Source organism: Novosphingobium sp. (assembly GCF_031417815.1).
In the GTDB taxonomy this organism is placed as follows: Bacteria; Pseudomonadota; Alphaproteobacteria; order Sphingomonadales; family Sphingomonadaceae; genus Novosphingobium.
The window spans coordinates 18244-35579 of sequence record NZ_JANOWI010000027.1; the positions used below are offsets into that span (position 1 = coordinate 18244).

The following is a 17336-nucleotide window of genomic DNA, read 5'->3' on the forward strand; positions in this document are numbered from 1 at the left end:
TGAAAGGAATCCCCCCGTGACCACCCGGATCGTCGCCATCGGCGGCACCGTCAATCCCGGCAGCACGACCGAGCAGGCGCTGCGGCTGGCTGCGGCCAGTGCGGCGACCGGCGGTGCCGACCTGCAGGTGTTCGGCGGGGCCTATCTTGCGGCCCTGCCGCACTATGGCAGCGAAGCCCATGCCAAGGGCAACGGCAGCGAACTGGTCGAAGCGGTGCGCCAGGCCGACGGCGTGCTGATCGCCGCACCGGGCTATCACGGGACAATCTCGGGGCTGGTCAAAAACGCGCTCGATTTCCTGGAAGACCTGTCAAAAGATGAACGGCCCTACCTCGATGGCCGCGCGGTCGGGCTGATCGCCACCGCTTACGGCGATCAGGCAACGATGAGCACACTGTTCGCGATGCGTTCGATCGTCCACGCGCTGCGCGGCTGGCCGACCCCGATGGGGGCAACGATCCGGACCTATCGCGGGCTGTTTTCACCCGATGGCGAATGCCTGGAGGATCGCGCCCGGATGCAGCTCGAACTGGTCGGCCAGCAGGTTGCGCGCGGCGCCCGCGCCTTTGCCCTGGCCGCTGCGGAACCCGGCGCATGACCAGCGCCGTGCAGTCAGCGCTTGACGCCATTGCCGCCGGGCAGATGGTGGTTATCACCGGCGACACTCTGCGCGGCGGCGACATCGATTTCTGTGTTGCCGCGCGCCACGCCGATGATGCGGCAATCAACTTCATGGCCACCCATGGGCGCGGGCTGATCTGCCTGGCGCTGACCCCGGCCCATGCGATGCGGCTGGGGATCAGCCTGATCAACGCCGGGACCGAACGCCAATCGGGCCGCCCGCACGGCCGCTCGATCGAAGCTGCGACCGGCGTCAGTACCGGGATTTCGGCCGCAGACCGCGCGCGGACAATCGCCGTGGCGGTCGATCCGGGATCAAGCGGGGACGATCTGGTATCGCCCGGCCATGTCTTCCCGCTGATCGCTGCGGCTGGCGGTCTGGCCGAGCGGCAGGGCGCGCTGGAAGCCGCGCTCGAACTGGTTCGGCGCGCCGGAGCAGGCGATGCCGCCGTGATCTGTTCGATCATGCGCGATGACGGCGAGATGGCCCGGATCGATGACATCACCGATCTGATCGAGGCCTACAACCTGGCCGTGGTCGACGTGGCCGAACTGGCCCGGTAATCCGCCGCTTGACCTGCGGTAACGTCGCGGGCACCTGCTCGCACTATGGCGGGGTTTCTTTTTGCAATGCTGGCGGTGCTGGCGACCGGGCTGGGCGCGCGCGATCAGGTTCTGGTCGCGCACATGGCGCCGCGCCGGGCGGTTTTGGCGGTGGCATTGGTCTGCACGCTGATCGCCTCGCTGTTGGCGGGCTGGGCCGGGCAAAGCGTTGCGCCGCTGATGACGGCGCCGGCACGCATGTTCCTGGTCGCAATGGCGCTGGGCCTTGCCGCGTTGGAACTGCTCGTCATCCGGCCGGGCCGCAAGCCGATTGAGCCGACCCAGTCGCTGGGTGCGTTCTTCTTGGTCCTTCTGGCGCAGCAGCTATTCGATGCATCGCGCTTCACGCTGTTTGCGATTGCCGCGGCCAGCCCTGCTGCATGGACCGCAGTGGCGGGCGGCATTCTGGGCAGTGCCACTTCGGTATCGGCCGGGTGGCTAGGCGGCGCGACATGGCAGGCCCGGCCGCTGACTCTGGTCCGGCGCGGGCTTGGCGCTGCGATGCTCCTGCTGGCGCTTTACCTCGCCTATCCGGCGATCGCGGCGCGGCTTGCCGCATAGCATTGCGCCCCGGTTTCGCGCGCCGGGGGCAGATGCTATTGCAGTGGTCATGGATCAGCTTGAAATCATCACCGATGCGGCCGACACCCAGATTGCGACCTGGCTGGCCAGTTACCTGACAGCACAGCAGACTGCGCATCCCGGTGGTATCGCGATCACCATCCCGGGCGGGTCCACGCCGTTTCCGATTCTGGCGCGGCTGGCAGACGAACCGGGGATCGACTGGCGGCGGATCACGGTGTGGCCGGGCGACGACCGGATCGTGGCCGAGGATCACCCGGCCAGCAATGTCGGCCGCATCCGCACCGCGCTGGAACCGCTGGGGGCAACGGTAACCGCGCTGAAGGAAACCGCCCGGCCGCCCCGCTTCGCGCTGGCCTGGCTGGGCATGGGCGGCGATGGCCATATCGCCTCGCTGTTCCCCAATACCGATCCGCAAGCTAATGATCCGCAACTGGTGCGCCGACTGGTGCCCGATCCGCTGCCACCCGAAGCGCCGTTCGCGCGGCTCAGCCTGACGATCCCGGCATTGCTCAACAGCGACGCGGTGATCTTCGTGATCCGGGGAGCGGACAAGCGGGCGTTGTTCGAAGCCGCAGCGCGCGGCGAAAACGACCTGCCGGTGGCGCGGCTATTGGCAGCGGCGGACCAGCCGGTGACATGCTTCGCCTGATCCCGGCCCCGCTGCACCGGGCGGGACTGCGGCTGGCCCATGGCATCCGGCGGCGCTGGTGGCGGCTGGCGCAGGTGCGCCTGCAAGGTTCGCGGGTGCTGGCCTTCGACGGTGCGGGGCGCCTGCTGCTGATCCGCCATTCCTATGGCAGCGGCAGCTGGATGCTACCCGGCGGCGGGATTGCGAGGGGCGAGGATCCGCTGGCGGCAGCTTTGCGTGAACTGGCCGAGGAGACCGCGCTGAAACTGGCTGGTCCGCGCTGCTTTGCGGTTGCCGACGAGCCGCTGTATGGCACCGTCAACCGCGTCCACCTGTTCACCGGCACCGCGCAAGGCGCGCTGGCGATTGACGGGCGCGAGATCATCGAGGGGGCCTTCTTTGCCCTTGATGCCCTGCCCGAAGCGCTTTCGCCCACCCTGGCGCGCGAATTGCCTGGCTGGCTGGCTGCGGCTCAGTAGCCGCCGACGCTGCCCACCGGGAGACGCGGATCGATCGCACCGAAATAGCGCCAGCGGTTCCCCGTGGCGGCATTCGGCTTCATGGCCAGCGATGGTCCGCCAACCAGGATTGCTGCCACCTGGTTCCAGTAATCCATCTGCTCCAGTCTGTGGCCCTTGGCCATCAGCACCGCCATGGTATCGGCCGAAAGCGCGTCCTTTTCGTAATAGATCACATCGGGCAGCCACTGGGCGTGGATGCGCGGCGCATTGACCGCTTCGGTCAGGGTCATGCCGTGATCGATCACATTCACCATCACTTGCAGCACCCCGGTGGGGATATGGCTGCCGCCCGGCGTGCCGATCACCATCGACAGCGCACCATCATGCGTGACGATCGTCGGGGCCATCGAGGACAGCGGCCGCTTGCCCGGGGCGATGGCATTGTTGGTTCCTTCGACCAGCCCGTACATGTTGGGGAAACCGGGTTTGGCCGAGAAATCATCCATCTCGTCGTTGAGCAGCACGCCGGTGCCCCCGGCCGTCACCCGCGCGCCGAACCAGTCGTTGAGCGTATAGGTCAGCGAAACAGCATTGCCGGCCTTGTCGACAACCGAGAAGTGCGTGGTGCTTTTGCCTTCATGCGCAGCGCCGGGGCCGGTCAGGCTGGCTGACGGCGTGGCCTTGTCAGCCGAAATGCCCGCGCGCAGCTCTGCCGCATAGGCCTTGCTGGTAAAGCGGCTGGTATCAAACTTGACGAAATCGGGATCGCCGAGGTTGAGGTTGCGATCACGGTACGACCGGCGCAGCGCTTCGGTGGTGAAATGCACCCCTTGCGCGGAATGAAACCCCAGCGCGGCCAGCGGATAGCCTTCGAGCACGTTCAGCGTTTCGCACAACACCACCCCGCCCGAACTGGGCGGCGGCGCCGAGATGATGTGGAAGCTGCGGTAATCGCATTCGATCGGCTTGCGCTCCACCGCCTTGTAACCGGCCAGATCGGCTGCGGTGATGATCCCGCCGCCGGCCTGGCTTGCCGCCGCCAGACTGGCCGCGACCGGTCCCTTGTAGAACCCGTCGTTGCCGCGCGCGGAAACCGCCTGGAGCGTGCGGCCCAGATCGGCCTGGACCCAGCGCTGCCCGGCGCGCCACGGCTTGCCGCGGTTGAGGAACACCGCCGCGCTGGCCGGATCCTGTGCGAAATCGGTCGCGCCTTCGGCGAGGAAATCGGCATCACCCTGATCGAGCACGAAACCCTTGCTGGCGAGCGCGATCGCCGTGGCCATCAGCGGCGCGCGGGGCCGCGTACCATATTTGGTGCGCGCCAGTTCCAGCCCGGCGACAGTGCCGGGAACGCCGACCGAAAGGTGCCCGCGGGTGGACAGCAGCGGCACCACATTGCCGGCCTTGTCCTGGTACATCATGGCAGTCGCCGCAGCAGGGGCCGTTTCGCGAAAATCGATGAAGGTGGAGCGGCCATTGGCGAGGCGGATGGTCATGAACCCGCCGCCGCCGATATTGCCGGCTTCGGGGAAGGTCACCGCAAGAACATAGGCCACCGCAATTGCGGCATCGACGGCATTGCCGCCCTGTTTGAGGACAGCGACCCCGGCATCGGTAGCGAGGCGGTGCGCCGAGACGACCATGCCGTTTTCGGCGCCCGGCGGCGGCGGCGCGGCGGCAGTGACAATCTGCGCGCCGGTCAGCGCCAGTGATGACACCAAACCGATCAAGGCCTTGATCGCACGCATATCCGCATATCCTCCTGCAAGCTTCACGCCCGACCTAAGCACAAAAGCAAGGGGCGGAGAAGCGTATCGCTTCCCCGCCCCGAACTTGGTGCTCCGCCAAAGCGGAGAGCCGTGTCAGATCAATATTTGATCCGGGCCTTGATGTACCAGAACCCGCCGTTGAACCCGAAAGGTCCGCCGTTACGCGGATAGACCTGGCCATCGGCAAGGCTGTCCGTGATCGTGTAGATCGGGTTGGCGCCAGAAGCAGCGATCCGGTCAGGACGGTTATCGAACAGGTTGTTGGCCCCGGCCGACAGGGTGAAGTGATCATCAAACGTATACGCAACGTCGAAATCGGTGGTCCACTTCGATCCGAACAGCTGGCCCGGATAGTCCTGCTCGGCGCGCCACGAGCTGTAGAAATGCTCGGCGACGTTGATGCTGAGCGGACCGACAGTCCAGTTGCCCGACACGTTGAGACGATGCTTCGGCGCAAGGTTTTCGGCATCGACGATCTGGCCGGCACCGATCGTTCCGGGGACGAACCGGTCAACCTTGTTCTTGTTGTAGTTGTAAGCCAGCGTCAGGTTGAGCTTCCCGTCGCCCAGATTGGTCCGGTAGGTGCCGACCACGTCGACCCCGCGGGTGGTGGTGTCGAGCGCATTGGTGAAGAAGTTCACATCGCCGCCAACACCAACCGAGGCCAGTTCGATCAGGTTTGAGACGTCCAAAGCCGTCACCGTGTAGGTCTGCGAGATGAAGATGCGGTCGGTCACCTTGATCGAATAGGCATCAACCGTCAGCGTCAGCGCATTGGCCGGCTGCCAGACAAAGCCGAGGCCGAAGTTGCGCGACTTTTCGGGCTTGAGCGGAACCGCGCCATAATACTGCGCCACTGTGCTGGTCACCGGGAAGGTGCCGGTCTGGATCGAGTTGCCAGCCCGGAAGTTGGTGGTCAGCACCTGGGTGTTGTTCTGACCCGGCGACGGCGCGTGATAGCCGGTGCCTGCGGTGCCGCGCAGCGACAGTTCCGGGGTCACCTTGAACAGCGCATTGACCTTGCCGACCACGGCATCGCCCGAGCTGTTGTAGTGCTCGAACCGTCCCGCAACGCCCATCGACAGCCGATCGGAAAGATCGCCTTCAAGCCCGGCGTAAACGCCATAGCTCTGATCCGAGTGCGTCCCGGCATACTTCGGGCTGGTCCCGCCATAACCGCTGGCGGCAGGCGATTCGTTGTACACGCACTGGGTCGTGCTGCTGTCGGCAACGGCCGAGAAGCAGCGCGGATCGGTGCGCAGGAGCGGGGCATAGGTGGTAGCACCGGTCTGTTCGTAGACAGCCTGACGCGCCCACGGGCCAGTGCCGTAGGACTGCAGATCGCCCTGGGTGGCGGTGTAGGCTTCGCGCCGGTATTCGGCCCCGAACGAGAAGACCAGCGGGCTGGCCATGCCGGCTTCAAGATCATAGGTGGCGTCGAAGTTGACCGTGGTTTCCTTCTGGATCAGCTTGCCGAAGCGGAAGCTGGTCGTCGAAAGCGGGCCGTAGGACGGGCTGATCGAGTTGTACATCGACAGGTCAAGCGCATTGCGCGCCAGGGTTGCCGACAGGTCATAGTGGAACTTGCCGCTATCGCCGCGCACGCCCGCCGTGGCCGTTGCTTCATCGGTGACGCCGACGAAACGCGGGGTGAAGCCGGCCGGATAGACCGAGCTCAGGTTGAACAGCTGGGTGGTGCTGTAGACGAAGCCGCCCGCAGCGCAGCCGGTGACCCCGGTGGTCGGGCACTGCGTCAGATAATAAGGATGCCGGAAGAACGACCGCCCACCGAGCGTCGAGGAGCCGCCCGCAGTGGTGCTGAAACTGGCCGTACCATTGAACGACGAACGGAAGTTGAAGCTCTGGTCCGCTTTGGCATGCGCGGCAAGACCGAACACATAGAGTTCGGCATTGTCGCTAATTTCGAACTTCGAATTGAGCACGCCCTTGTAGCCCTTGCTGGGCGAATTGCCCCAGATCTGCGCGGGCAGCGGAAAATGCGGCAACAGCGGCGCAAGGGTGGGGTTGGCATTGGCAAAAGCGATAGCAATCGGGCGCGTCTGGCCGCGGCTGGTCTGACCGTCTTCGGTGTATTCGCCAGCCACCGAGAGGGAGCCGCGATCACCGAGTTTGAAACCGAAGTAGCCGGCGAGCTGATAGCTCTTGCCGTCACCTTCGTAGAACTGGCCATAGCGGGCCGAAACTTCGATCCCGGCATCGTCGCGGAACTGATAGTTGAGCACCCCGGCAATGGCGTCCGAACCATATTGCGCGGTTGCGCCATCGCGCAGCACTTGCAGGTTCTTGATTGCGATCGAGGGGATCGACGAAATGTCGGCACCCTGCGAGCCGAACGACAGCCCGGTATCGCCGCCAGTGTAGACCTGGACCAGCGCCGAACGGTTGAGGCGCTTGCCGTTGAGCATCACCAGCACCTGATCGGCCGGCAGGCCGCGCAGCGAAGGCGCGCGCACGAAAGTCGAGGCGTCCGAAATCGAGTTCTGGCCGACGAAGAACGAGGGGACCACGTTCTTGACCTGATCGAGCATGTTGGACGCTGGCTGGTTCTGCAGCTCGGCAGCGCTGATCACGTCGATCGGCGAAGCGGAGTCCGTGATCGTGCGGTCGGTCCGGCGGGTGCCGATCACGACAAGCGTATCTTCAGGGTTGCTGGCTTCGGTATCGCCAGTTGTGCTGTCTTGCGCGAGCGCCGGATCGCTGAGGAAAATCGCGATCGTGGCTGCTGTCGCTGCAAGCGCAGCCTTGCGGCTGCGGCGGCTTGCGGTCATCTGCATGGGTGTCTCCAGTTATATCTCGTTAACCGCACGGACCATTGCGGTCCTATTGCGGCGCGTAACTCGCTATGCACGCGCGCTCGATAGTCAATCGGGCGTTGTGCAATCGATTTCGAATATTGCCCTAGTGTGGCCTTTTTGCACTCATGCTTGCGCCGCAGCGCGGCTTATAATTCCGATGATTTCATCGCGAAGATCGGGGTGTGCGGCTCGTGCGCGGCCATCCGGGTCAGCAGCAGATCAAGCTCGCTTTCGGCAATGATGATCCCCTGGTGCGCGGGGCGGATGAAGCCGCTGGCGATCATGTGATGGTTGAAGGCGATCAGGTGATCGAAAAAGCCCATGGCATTGAGCAAGCCGACCGGCTTGGCGTGATACCCCAGCTGCGCCCAGCTGACCGCTTCCCACAACTCGTCCATCGTCCCGACCCCGCCCGGAATGGTCAGGAATCCGTCGGACAGGCGGGTAAAGGCGGCCTTGCGTGCATGCATATCGGCAACCACGATCAGTTCGGTGCAATCGTGGTTGGCCACTTCGCCCGAAACCAGCGCCTCGGGGATCACGCCGATCACTTCGCCGCCAGCCTCGAGCGCGCCGCTGGCCACTGCGCCCATCAGGCCCAGCCGCCCGCCGCCATAGACGACGCCGATCCCGCGTCCGGCAAGGTTACGGCCCACATCACGGGCCAGCGCGATAAAGCGTGGATCGTCAGGCGTTGCCGATCCGCAATATACAGCAAGGCGTTTCACGTGAAGTCCCCCGTAATGTGCTCGGCGCAGGCCTTAGCACCGGCCAGCACACCCGCAACCCCGGCACCTGGATGGGTGGCGGCGCCGGCGAAATAGAGGTTGGCGATCCTGGCATCGCGGTGCGCCAATCGCGGCGGCCACGAATGTAGTCCCCGCGCCTCAAGGCTCCATCCGCTGCCCAGATGCAGGCCCAGTTCAAGCGCCAGATCGCGCGGCGTGGTCAGGTGCCGGGCCAGGATCCGGTCGTCGATATCGGGGATCAGCCGCCGCCCTACTTCGGCAACTACCCGCTGCGCCACCATCGGCCCGACCGTATCCCAATCGATCGGCAGCTTGCCAAGATGCGCCACCGGGATCGTCGCCCGCATCAGGCTGTGGCCCGGCGGAGCCAGCGCGGGATCGGTGACCGTGGGATGGTGCAGCCAGATCAGCATGTCGCGCGGGAGTACTCCGGCTTCGAAAACATCGGCCAGCAGAGCATCGAAACGCGGCCCGACCAGCACGGTCTGGTGGGCGATCCCCGGCCAGGTCCCGGCCAAAGCAAAATGCACGGTCAGCGCCGAGGGGGCAAAGCGCCGCGCCGCCAGCCTGGCCCCCATTTGCGCGGCGCGCGGGCTGTCCTTGATCAGGCTGCGATAGGTGTGGACCGCATCGGCAGTACTGGCCACCGCGGCGAAGTGCGATCGCCAGCCGCTCAGCGTTTCAACCTCGCTCACCCGGCTGCCCAGCGTTTCGATCCGGGCAACAGGATCGTGCAGCCGCACCGTGCCACCCAGCGCAGTAAAGCGCGCGGCCAGCGTTTCGGCCAGCCGCGCCATGCCGCCAATCGGCCAGTAGCCCGGTCCACTGCCGGCCAACTGCTGACCAGCCAGGACCAAAGCGCTGGCCGCCGCAGGATTGGCCCCCGCCAGCAGGGCACCGTGCGCCACTGCCTGGCGCAAATGCGGCTCCTGAAAAAAGTGTGCGGCGAGTCCGCTGGCTGATTGCCAGGCGCGGCTGCGCCGGACCTGCGCCAGCGCCTGACCCCACGGCGCGATCCCTTGCGGCAGGCCTTGCGCCAGCAGCGGCCAGGCCTCTTTGCGCGCGATGTCTGACCAGAGCCGCCATTCATCGATCGCGGCGACATCCGCCGGGGCCAGCCGCGCCACCTGCCGCACCAGTTCGGCGGGATCACCCGCCGCATCAAAGCTGGTGCCATCGCTCCACAAGAAGCGGCAGGTCGGATCGACTGCAACCAGGTTCAGCGCCGCCTCGCCATTTTCGCCCGAAAGGCGCCACAGTTCGCGCAAGGGTTCAGGATCGGCGAGCAGCGCCGGGCCTTCCTCGAACGCAAAGTCCGGATGCCCGATCCGGCGCAGCAGTCCGCCGACTGCACCGCGTGCCTCGATCAAGGTGGTCTGCAGCCCTGCTGCCTGCAACCGGATTGCCAGCGCCAGTCCGCTCAGCCCTGCGCCGATCACGCAAATCGTGCGGCTCGCATCGCGCGGCAGACTGGTTCCCGGATTGCCCATATCGCCAGTTGTTCTAGCCGCGCGGGACGGTGATGCAACGCCCTTGGCCTCGGACCCGGCTTGCGGCATGAATGGGCAGAATGATGATTGCCCCAGCCTCTCTGAGCGATGCCAGCGAAGTGGCGCAAATCTATGCGCATCATGTCCGCCATGGCACCGCAACCTACGAACTGGACCCGCCCGATGCGGCCGAAATCGCCGCGCGGATGGCCAAAGTGATCGATGCAGGCTGGCCCTGGCTGGTGGCGCGCGACGAGGCCGGGACGATGCTCGGTTATGGCTACGTCGCCCAGTTCCGCGACCGCGCCGCTTACCGCTATGCGGGTGAGGATTCGATCTATATCCGCAATGACTGCCGCGGCCTGGGCGTGGGCAGGGCCCTGCTGACAGCCTTACTTGCGGCGTCAGAGGCAGCGGGGTTCAGACAGATCTATGCGGTGATCGGCGGAGCGGAACCGGCCTCGATCGCGCTGCATGCCGCGTCGGGGTTCGACCATGCCGGCATACTGCGCGGCAGCGGGCGCAAGGCCGGGCGCTGGCTTGATACAGTGTTCATGCAGAAATCGCTGGGCGGCGGCACTGCCACCCCGCCCGATGAGGAGCCCCGATGACCAGCCTGCTTCCGGGGCGCCGCGGCCTGATCCTGGCCATCGCCCTGTGGCTGGCCGTGGGCGTAACCCTGCTGACAATGGGCCGGGCGCCGATCTGCAGCTGCGGTTCGGTGAAGCTGTGGTGGGGTGTGGTACAATCGGCCGAAAACAGCCAGCACATCGCCGATTGGTACAGCTTCAGCCACGTGATCCACGGGCTGCTGTTCTACTTCTTCGCCCACATCCTGTGGCGCCGCTGGAAGCTGTTCGGGGGCAAGCCGGCCAGCCGGGCGCTGCCGATCGCGGTCGCGTTCGAAGGCTTTTGGGAATTGCTCGAAAATTCGCCGCTGATCATCGACCGCTACCGCGCGGTTACCGTCAGTTTCGGCTACGAAGGCGATGCGGTGATCAATTCGCTGGCCGATATCGGCTTCATGGCGCTGGGCTTCTGGATCGCCAGCAGATTGCCGTGGCAGGCCAGCCTGGCATTGGGAATCGCGTTCGAACTGTTCACGCTGTTGATGATCCGCGACAATCTGACGCTCAACGTACTGATGCTGGTCTGGCCGCTGGAGGCAGTGCGGGCGTGGCAGACAGGGGGTTGAGCAGGCAATTCAATCCTTTATTGCAGCACTGTGCTTTATAAGCCACAGACAGCCATAAGTTGAATTTCGTTCATTTTCGTGCAAGCTTGCCCGGCTCATCAATTGTAGCGCCAAGGGGGCTTCGCAGGACCCCCAGCATAACTTGAGGGGACTGACATGAAACTTCGCAGCATTGCCAAATGGGCCGCCATTTTTCCCGCACTTGCCATGGGCTTGAGCGGGACCGCTTTTGCCCACAAGCTGATCAACATCGGCGGCAGTTCGTGGGTTATCGTTTGTGACAATAACGGCGGTAATTTTACATTCAGCGGTTCGGCCGGCGGGGCCGGCGATGTCGCGGGGATCATTTGCCCTACCGCGATGGTCGGCGGCGGCACGAGCGGTGGCAACACCGTGGAACAATCCGTCCCCGCGCAACAGGCGCTCAAAGCCAAGGGCGGCACCGTGACCCAATGCCCCAAGGGCACCCATTGGTATGAACCGGCCAAGGCCTGCGTTGCCAACGGCGGTCATCCCAGCGAATAACTGATCCGGGCTTCTGCTAAAGGCGGTAGGACTTGAACTGTTCTGCCGCCTTTTGCGTGCGCCTTGACCCGGATCAATTACGCTCTTGGCAATTGCGACGAACAGGCGTTTAATCGCGCAGTTAAGAGTTGGGAAACGAGGAGAGTCGCCGATGAGCGCCGCAGCCGCATTAACCAAGGATGAAGCCACCCACCTCGATGTATTGATCGTCGGCGCGGGCATTTCCGGGATCGGTTCGGCCTATCATCTGCAGGACCAGTGCCCCGGGAAAACTTATGCAGTCCTCGAAATGAAGGACACCTTTGGCGGCACCTGGGACACCCATAAGTATCCCGGCGTGCGTTCGGACAGCGATCTCTATACCTTCGGATACCGCTTCAAGCCGTGGGTCGGCACTCCGATCGCTTCGGCCGATGCGATCCTCACCTATATGCGCGAAGTGATCGACGAAAACGGGATCGCCCCGCATATCCGCTATGGCCACCGCATCACCCGCGCGAGCTGGGACAGCAAGGCCAACCTGTGGACCGTCGAAGCCCACACCAAGGACGGCGCAAGCCATACATTCACCGCCAACTTCCTGTGGATGTGCCAGGGCTATTATAACCACGAAACGCCCTATCTGCCCGAATGGCCGGGGATGGATCGTTTCAAGGGCAAGCTGATCCACGCCCAGCTGTGGGATCCCAAGATCGACTATGCCGGCAAAAAGGTGCTGGTGATCGGATCGGGCGCGACCGCCGCCACGGTGGTCCCAGCCTTTGCCGAAAAGGCCGCGCATGTGACGATGCTGCAGCGCAGCCCAACTTACTTCTTCGCCGCGCCCAACCAGAACGATCTGGCCGACAAATTGCGCGCCGGCGGGATCGACGAGCCGACCATTCACCGGGTGGTGCGCGCCCAGATCATGTTCGATCAGGACCTGCTGTGTCGCCGCTGCGTCGAGGAACCCGAGGCCGTGGTGGCCGAACTGCAGGAAGCGATCAAGGCCTATACCGGGCCCGATTTCCAGTTCGAGCCCGACTTCACCCCGCGTTACCGGATCTGGCAGCAACGGCTGGCCTTCGTGCCCGATGGCGACATGTTCCAGGCGGTTGCCGCGGGCAAGGCCAGCGTGGTCACAGACACGATCGAAACCTTTACCGAAACCGGCGTGCGCACTGCGTCCGGCAAGGAGATCGAGGCCGATATCATCGTGCCCTGCACGGGCTTTTACCTGTCGGTGATGGGGGAAATTCCCTTCTCGGTCGATGGCCGCGCGGTCAATTGGGCCGAGACCCTGACCTATCGCGGGATGATGTTTACCGGCGTGCCCAACCTGGCCCACGTGTTCGGGTACTTCCGCGCAAGCTGGACGCTGCGGGTCGATATGCTGGGCGATTTCGTCGCACGGCTGCTGCACCACATGGACGAGCTTCACGCGCAGAAGGTCGAAGTGAGCCCGCGCGACGAGGATCACAACATGCCGCACCTGCCGTGGATCGAGGAAGAAAACTTCAATCCCAATTACCTGATGCGCGACATCGACCGGATGCCAAAACGCGGCGACAAACCCGAATGGCGCCACAACCAGGATTACTGGGCCGAGAAAAACGAGTTCCCGGCAATCGACCTCGACGGGTCGGAGTTCCTCTATGATGGTGCCCGGGCCGACAAGAAGGTAGCCGAACCGGCATAAGCCCCGTTTACAGTGCGCACCGCTTGCGCCAGTCTGGTTTCAATGAGCAACGCAATGATCTGGTGGGACGGAACGCGCCCGCCGCTTGAACCCATGACCGGGCTTGGCGAAAATGCCATGCCCGGGCATCTCGGAATTGAATTCGTCGATTGCGGCGATGACTGGATCACCGCGCGGATGCCGGTTGATCACCGCACCCAGCAGCCGTTCCAGCGGCTTCACGGCGGGGCTTCGGTGGCGCTGGCCGAAACGATCGGCTCGGTGGCAGCCAGCTATTGCATCGACCGCACCAAATCGGTCGCGGTGGGGATGGAAATCAACGCCAACCACATCCGCCCGGCCTATTCGGGCTGGGTCTATGCCAAGGCAAGCCCCGAATCGCTGGGGCGCACCACCCAGGTCTGGTCGATCCGCATCACCGACGAGGCCGGAAAACTGGTGTGTATTTCGCGGCTGACCGTCGCGGTGATCCCGCTGGAAAGGAAATGACCATGCCCACGCAATCCGTAGCCGTCATCGGCGCTGGCGATTTCATCGGCGCCGGAATCGTCCGCAAGTTCGCGACCGAGGGCTTCGCCGTCCACGCCGGCCGCCGCGATGGCGACAAGCTGGCCGCGCTGCTGGGCGGTGCGGTGACCGGGCGCAGCCTCGATGCCCGGCAGAGCGAAGATGTCGCTGCCTTTCTGGACGAGGCCGAAGCGATCGCTCCCTTGGCGCTGGTGGTGTTCAATGTCGGCGCCAACGTTCAGTTCCCGATTGCCGAGACCACCGACCGGGTGTTCCGCAAGGTCTGGGAAATGGCCTGCTTCGCCGGTTTCGCTGCCGTTCGCGAGGGCGCGCGGATCATGGCGCCGCGCGGGAGCGGCAAGATCTTCGTCACCGGCGCCACTGCGGGCATGCGCGGCAACCCGGGCTATGCCGCCTTCGCCGCGGCCAAGGCCGGCCTCAAACTGATGGCCGAAAGTGCGGCGCGAGAGCTGTGGCCGCAGGGTATCCACGTCGCCCATCTGGTGATCGATTCCGGGGTCGATACCGCCTGGGTCCGACAGCGCGTGACCGAACGGATCGGGGCCGAGGCGCTGGCCGCCCAGCCGGACTTGCTGATGCCGCCCGAAGCGGTGGCCGAAGCCTATTGGTCGCTTTACAACCAGCCGAAATCGGCCTGGACCTTCGAACAGGTAATCCGGCCCTATGGGGAGACCTGGTAATGCCGCGCGAGATCGAATTCCTCTATGACTTTGGCAGTCCCAACGCCTATCTTTTGCATCGCGCAATCGAAGACGTTCCGGCACCCGCTTTCCGCTATGTCCCAGTCCTGCTCGGCGGGATTTTCAAGGCGACCAGCAACCAGAGCCCGATGCAGGCTTACGGCCATATCGCGGCCAAGCGCGATTACGACATGCTCGAAATGCGCCGCTTCGTGACTCGGCATGACATCAACAATTTCACCATGAACCCGAATTTCCCGGTCAACACCCTGCTGATGATGCGCGGCGCGGTCGCCGCTGAATCATTGGGCTGCGCGGAAGGGTACGTCGAGGCGATGATGGCGGGGATGTGGGAACGGGGCCTCGCGCTCGCCGATCCCGAGGTCTGGGCGGCGCTGCTCGCCGAATCCGGGCTGCCGGTCGATGCTCTTGTTGCCGGAGCAGCCGATCCCGAAAACAAGGCGAAACTTGTCGCCAATACCGAGGCGGCGGTCGCGCGCGGGGTCTTCGGCATCCCGACCTTCTTCCTCGGCGATGAAATGTGGTTCGGAAAAGACCGCCTGCGCGATGTGATCGAAGCGGCAACTGGAGAGTGACATGAGCGACTTCCCCCTGCCCTACAATTCGAGCGATCTGACCGGCCGTGTCGCGCTCGTCACCGGCGCTTCGTCGGGTCTTGGCGCCCGCTTTGCCGAAGTGCTGGCGAGCCAGGGCGCGGCGGTGGTGCTGGCCGCACGGCGGCTCGACCGGCTGGAGGCGCTGGCAGCCAAGATCACGGCGGCTGGCGGCAAAGCGCGCGCAGTACAGATGGACGCCACCGATGCCGACAGCATCATTGCCGCCGTGGCCGCGGGCGAAGCGGCGTTCGGCACGATTGATATCCTGGTCAACAACGCCGGGATGCCCGATGCCCAGCGCGCCCATAAGATGAGCACGCAACTGATCGACCAGGTGTTGGGCGTCAATCTGCGCGGGCCGTGGATACTCGCCTGCGAAGTTGCCCGGCGGCTGATCGCGGCGGGGAAACCGGGCCGGATCGTCAATATCAGCTCGGTCGCGCACTTCCGCTACGATGGCGGCGGCGCGGCGCTTTATGCCGTGACCAAGACCGCGATCGCCCGGATGACCGAGGCGCTCAGCGTCGAATGGGCACACTACAATATCAACGTCAACGCGATCGCGCCGGGGATGTTCGTCTCCGAAATGACCGACGGGATGTTCGCGCGGATGGGCGGCGATCCCGCCCCCAACCTGCCGCGCAAACGCGTGCCCACGCCCGAGCAGATGGACTCGACCCTGCTCTACCTCGTCGCCCCGGCCAGCGAATGCGTGACGGGCGCAACAATCCGGATCGACGATGGCCAGAGCGCGCGGGTGCGGATGTGAGCGCCGCGCTGGTAACGGTCGAACGCGACGGCGCGGTCGCGGTGGTGACGATGAACCGGCCCGAGGCGATGAACGCGCTATCGACCGCGCTGCGTGCCGAACTCGCCCGCGTCATGCTTGAGCTTGACGGTGATGACAGCGTCCGCGCGGTGGTGCTGACCGGGGCCGGCACGCGCGCTTTTACGGCCGGGCTCGATCTCAAGGAACTGGGCGTCGAGGGCCTCGGCGCGGCCAATGCCGAGAGCGCTGCAGCCAATCCGGTCAAGGCGATCGAACAATGCCGCAAGCCGGTGGTGGGCGCGATCAACGGCGTCGCGATCACCGGCGGGTTCGAAGTGGCCTTGGCCTGCGACGTGCTGATCGGATCGGAAAACGCCCGCTTTGCTGATACTCATGCCCGGGTCGGGATCATGCCCGGCTGGGGGCTGTCGCAAAAGCTCAGCCGGATGATCGGGATCAGCCGGGCCAAAGAACTGTCGTTCACCGGCAACTTCCTCGACGCCGAAACCGCCTGCCGCTGGGGCCTGATGAACCGGGTGGTGCCTGCCGCTGAGCTTGTCGCCACGGCCAAGGCACTCGCCGCCGAAATGGCAGGAATCGATCCCGCCATGATCCAGTCCTACAAGGCACTGATCGATGAAGGCTATGGTGCCAGTTTCGGCGAAGGCATGGCGATCGAACACCGCACGAGCTCGGCCCGAAATGCGCAAGTCAAAGGCGGCGAGGTTGAAGAACGGCGCAAGGCCGTGATGGAGCGCGGGCGGACGCAGGCAGGCTAGCGATCACCCCACGCAGCATCGCGCTTTTCGAAGAACGCCGCGCGCGCTTCGACCGTATCGGCGGTGCCTGAGAGCATCACTTGCTGACGATCCTCCAGCGCAAAGGCATGCTCCATGCTGCCGGCATCGATGTTGAGATTGAGCGCGTCCTTGGTCAGCCGCAGCCCCATCGGGCTGGTCAGCAGCATCTCCCCGGCCAGTGCCAGCGCCTTGTCCAGCAGCGCATCGTGCGCCACCACTTCGCTGAGCAACCCGCAGGCCAGCGCCTTTTCGGCGGTCATGAACTTGCCGGTCAGCAGGTATTCGCTGGCGACCGAACTGCCGACCAGCCGGGGCAAGAAGTAACTTGCGCCCATGTCGCAACCGCCCAGCCCGATCTTGATGTAGGCCGCGTTCATCCTGAGATCCGGCGCGCCATAGCGTACGTCGCTGGCCAGCAGCAGCGAGAAGCCTCCGCCGCAGGCCGCCCCTTGCGCCGCTGCAATCACCGGCTGCGGACACCGCCGCATCGCCTGCATCACTGCTGCGATCATCCGCTGGGTGCGCCACACCTGGTGCACCGGCCCGGCCTCTGCGTCGCGCGGCCACCCGGCCAGATCGAGCCCGGCACAGAACGCCCGGCCTTCCGCCCGCAGCACCACCACCCGCACCGCCGGGCGATCACGCAGCGCCGTGAAATAATCGAGCAGCGCGGCAATCAGCGGCTCGTTCATCGCATTGAGCCGGTCGGGCCGGTTCAGGCTCACCACCTCGATCGCGCCGCGCGCTTCAATCAGGATCGGCTGCTCATCCATCGGCATTCTCCCTTGCCCGATCCTGTTGACCGCCACGGCCGCCCATGGC

19 protein-coding genes are annotated in these 17336 nt (G+C 64.8%); 14 read left to right on the forward strand and 5 right to left on the reverse strand.

Annotated elements, in window-relative coordinates; all coding sequences use genetic code 11:
- Window positions 1-16: 16 nt before the first annotated feature.
- Genes RMN99_RS06985 through RMN99_RS07005 form a run of 5 tightly spaced genes read left to right on the forward strand, consistent with a single transcriptional unit; the run spans window position 17 to window position 2916 of the window.
- A complete protein-coding gene (locus tag RMN99_RS06985; protein ID WP_309622582.1) occupies window positions 17-598 on the forward strand; it encodes an NAD(P)H-dependent oxidoreductase in 582 nt (193 codons plus the stop codon).
- Window positions 595-1185 carry a 3,4-dihydroxy-2-butanone-4-phosphate synthase gene (locus RMN99_RS06990; protein WP_309622583.1) on the forward strand — a complete coding sequence of 197 codons (591 nt, stop codon included), beginning with the start codon at window positions 595-597 and terminating at the stop codon, window positions 1183-1185. The genes RMN99_RS06985 and RMN99_RS06990 overlap by 4 nt, the downstream gene beginning before the upstream one ends.
- A gap of 45 nt (window positions 1186-1230) precedes the next feature.
- The gene (locus RMN99_RS06995; RefSeq protein ID WP_309622584.1) at window positions 1231-1785 is read left to right on the forward strand and encodes a hypothetical protein; all 555 of its coding nucleotides are present in this window, start codon (window positions 1231-1233) and stop codon (window positions 1783-1785) included.
- Between the two features lie 49 nt (window positions 1786-1834).
- Window positions 1835-2458: a 6-phosphogluconolactonase gene (locus tag RMN99_RS07000; protein ID WP_309622585.1), complete on the forward strand. Its 624-nt coding sequence runs from the start codon at window positions 1835-1837 to the stop codon at window positions 2456-2458.
- Window positions 2446-2916, forward strand: coding sequence for an NUDIX domain-containing protein (locus RMN99_RS07005; protein WP_309622586.1), 471 nt, complete (start codon window positions 2446-2448; stop codon window positions 2914-2916). Before RMN99_RS07000 ends, RMN99_RS07005 begins: the two co-directional genes overlap by 13 nt.
- On the opposite strand, the gene ggt is transcribed toward RMN99_RS07005, so the two are convergent.
- The 4 genes from ggt to crtI all read right to left on the reverse strand — a co-directional run bounded on the left by ggt (window position 2910) and on the right by crtI (window position 9722).
- Window positions 2910-4646 (reverse strand): gamma-glutamyltransferase, encoded by a 1737-nt coding sequence (gene ggt / locus RMN99_RS07010; RefSeq protein WP_309622587.1) that lies wholly within the window; start codon window positions 4644-4646, stop codon window positions 2910-2912. The two genes, RMN99_RS07005 and ggt, sit on opposite strands and share 7 nt — an antisense overlap.
- 119 nt (window positions 4647-4765) lie before the next feature.
- On the reverse strand, window positions 4766-7462 hold the full coding sequence (locus RMN99_RS07015) for a TonB-dependent receptor domain-containing protein (protein ID WP_309622588.1): 2697 nt from the start codon (window positions 7460-7462) through the stop codon (window positions 4766-4768).
- Window positions 7463-7629: 167 nt separating this feature from the next.
- Complete coding sequence (locus tag RMN99_RS07020; protein ID WP_309622589.1) at window positions 7630-8211, reverse strand: TIGR00730 family Rossman fold protein; 582 nt, start codon at window positions 8209-8211, stop codon at window positions 7630-7632.
- The gene (gene crtI, locus RMN99_RS07025; protein ID WP_309622590.1) at window positions 8208-9722 is read right to left on the reverse strand and encodes a phytoene desaturase family protein; all 1515 of its coding nucleotides are present in this window, start codon (window positions 9720-9722) and stop codon (window positions 8208-8210) included. Before crtI ends, RMN99_RS07020 begins: the two co-directional genes overlap by 4 nt.
- 80 nt (window positions 9723-9802) lie before the next feature.
- Here crtI and RMN99_RS07030 point away from each other — a divergent pair, with 80 nt between their 5' ends.
- The 9 genes from RMN99_RS07030 to RMN99_RS07070 all read left to right on the forward strand — a co-directional run bounded on the left by RMN99_RS07030 (window position 9803) and on the right by RMN99_RS07070 (window position 16493).
- Window positions 9803-10333, forward strand: a complete 531-nt coding sequence (locus tag RMN99_RS07030; RefSeq protein WP_309622591.1) for an N-acetyltransferase family protein — start codon at window positions 9803-9805, stop codon at window positions 10331-10333.
- The gene (locus RMN99_RS07035; RefSeq protein WP_309622592.1) at window positions 10330-10917 is read left to right on the forward strand and encodes a DUF2585 domain-containing protein; all 588 of its coding nucleotides are present in this window, start codon (window positions 10330-10332) and stop codon (window positions 10915-10917) included. The genes RMN99_RS07030 and RMN99_RS07035 overlap by 4 nt, the downstream gene beginning before the upstream one ends.
- A 156-nt stretch (window positions 10918-11073) precedes the next feature.
- A complete protein-coding gene (locus RMN99_RS07040; RefSeq protein WP_309622593.1) occupies window positions 11074-11442 on the forward strand; it encodes a hypothetical protein in 369 nt (122 codons plus the stop codon).
- A 151-nt stretch (window positions 11443-11593) separates the two neighbouring features.
- Window positions 11594-13120 carry an NAD(P)/FAD-dependent oxidoreductase gene (locus tag RMN99_RS07045; protein ID WP_309622594.1) on the forward strand — a complete coding sequence of 509 codons (1527 nt, stop codon included), beginning with the start codon at window positions 11594-11596 and terminating at the stop codon, window positions 13118-13120.
- Between the two features lie 42 nt (window positions 13121-13162).
- Window positions 13163-13609, forward strand: a complete 447-nt coding sequence (locus tag RMN99_RS07050) for a hotdog fold thioesterase (RefSeq protein WP_309622595.1) — start codon at window positions 13163-13165, stop codon at window positions 13607-13609.
- Window positions 13610-13611: 2 nt separating this feature from the next.
- The gene (locus tag RMN99_RS07055) at window positions 13612-14328 is read left to right on the forward strand and encodes an SDR family NAD(P)-dependent oxidoreductase (RefSeq protein WP_309622596.1); all 717 of its coding nucleotides are present in this window, start codon (window positions 13612-13614) and stop codon (window positions 14326-14328) included.
- Window positions 14328-14924, forward strand: a complete 597-nt coding sequence (locus tag RMN99_RS07060) for a 2-hydroxychromene-2-carboxylate isomerase (protein WP_309622597.1) — start codon at window positions 14328-14330, stop codon at window positions 14922-14924. Before RMN99_RS07055 ends, RMN99_RS07060 begins: the two co-directional genes overlap by 1 nt.
- A gap of 1 nt (window position 14925) precedes the next feature.
- Complete coding sequence (locus RMN99_RS07065) at window positions 14926-15714, forward strand: SDR family NAD(P)-dependent oxidoreductase (RefSeq protein WP_309622598.1); 789 nt, start codon at window positions 14926-14928, stop codon at window positions 15712-15714.
- The gene (locus tag RMN99_RS07070; RefSeq protein WP_309622599.1) at window positions 15711-16493 is read left to right on the forward strand and encodes an enoyl-CoA hydratase; all 783 of its coding nucleotides are present in this window, start codon (window positions 15711-15713) and stop codon (window positions 16491-16493) included. Before RMN99_RS07065 ends, RMN99_RS07070 begins: the two co-directional genes overlap by 4 nt.
- Here the strand turns inward: RMN99_RS07070 and RMN99_RS07075 are convergent.
- Window positions 16490-17287, reverse strand: coding sequence for an enoyl-CoA hydratase/isomerase family protein (locus RMN99_RS07075; RefSeq protein ID WP_309622600.1), 798 nt, complete (start codon window positions 17285-17287; stop codon window positions 16490-16492). The two genes, RMN99_RS07070 and RMN99_RS07075, sit on opposite strands and share 4 nt — an antisense overlap.
- Window positions 17288-17336 lie beyond the last annotated feature (49 nt).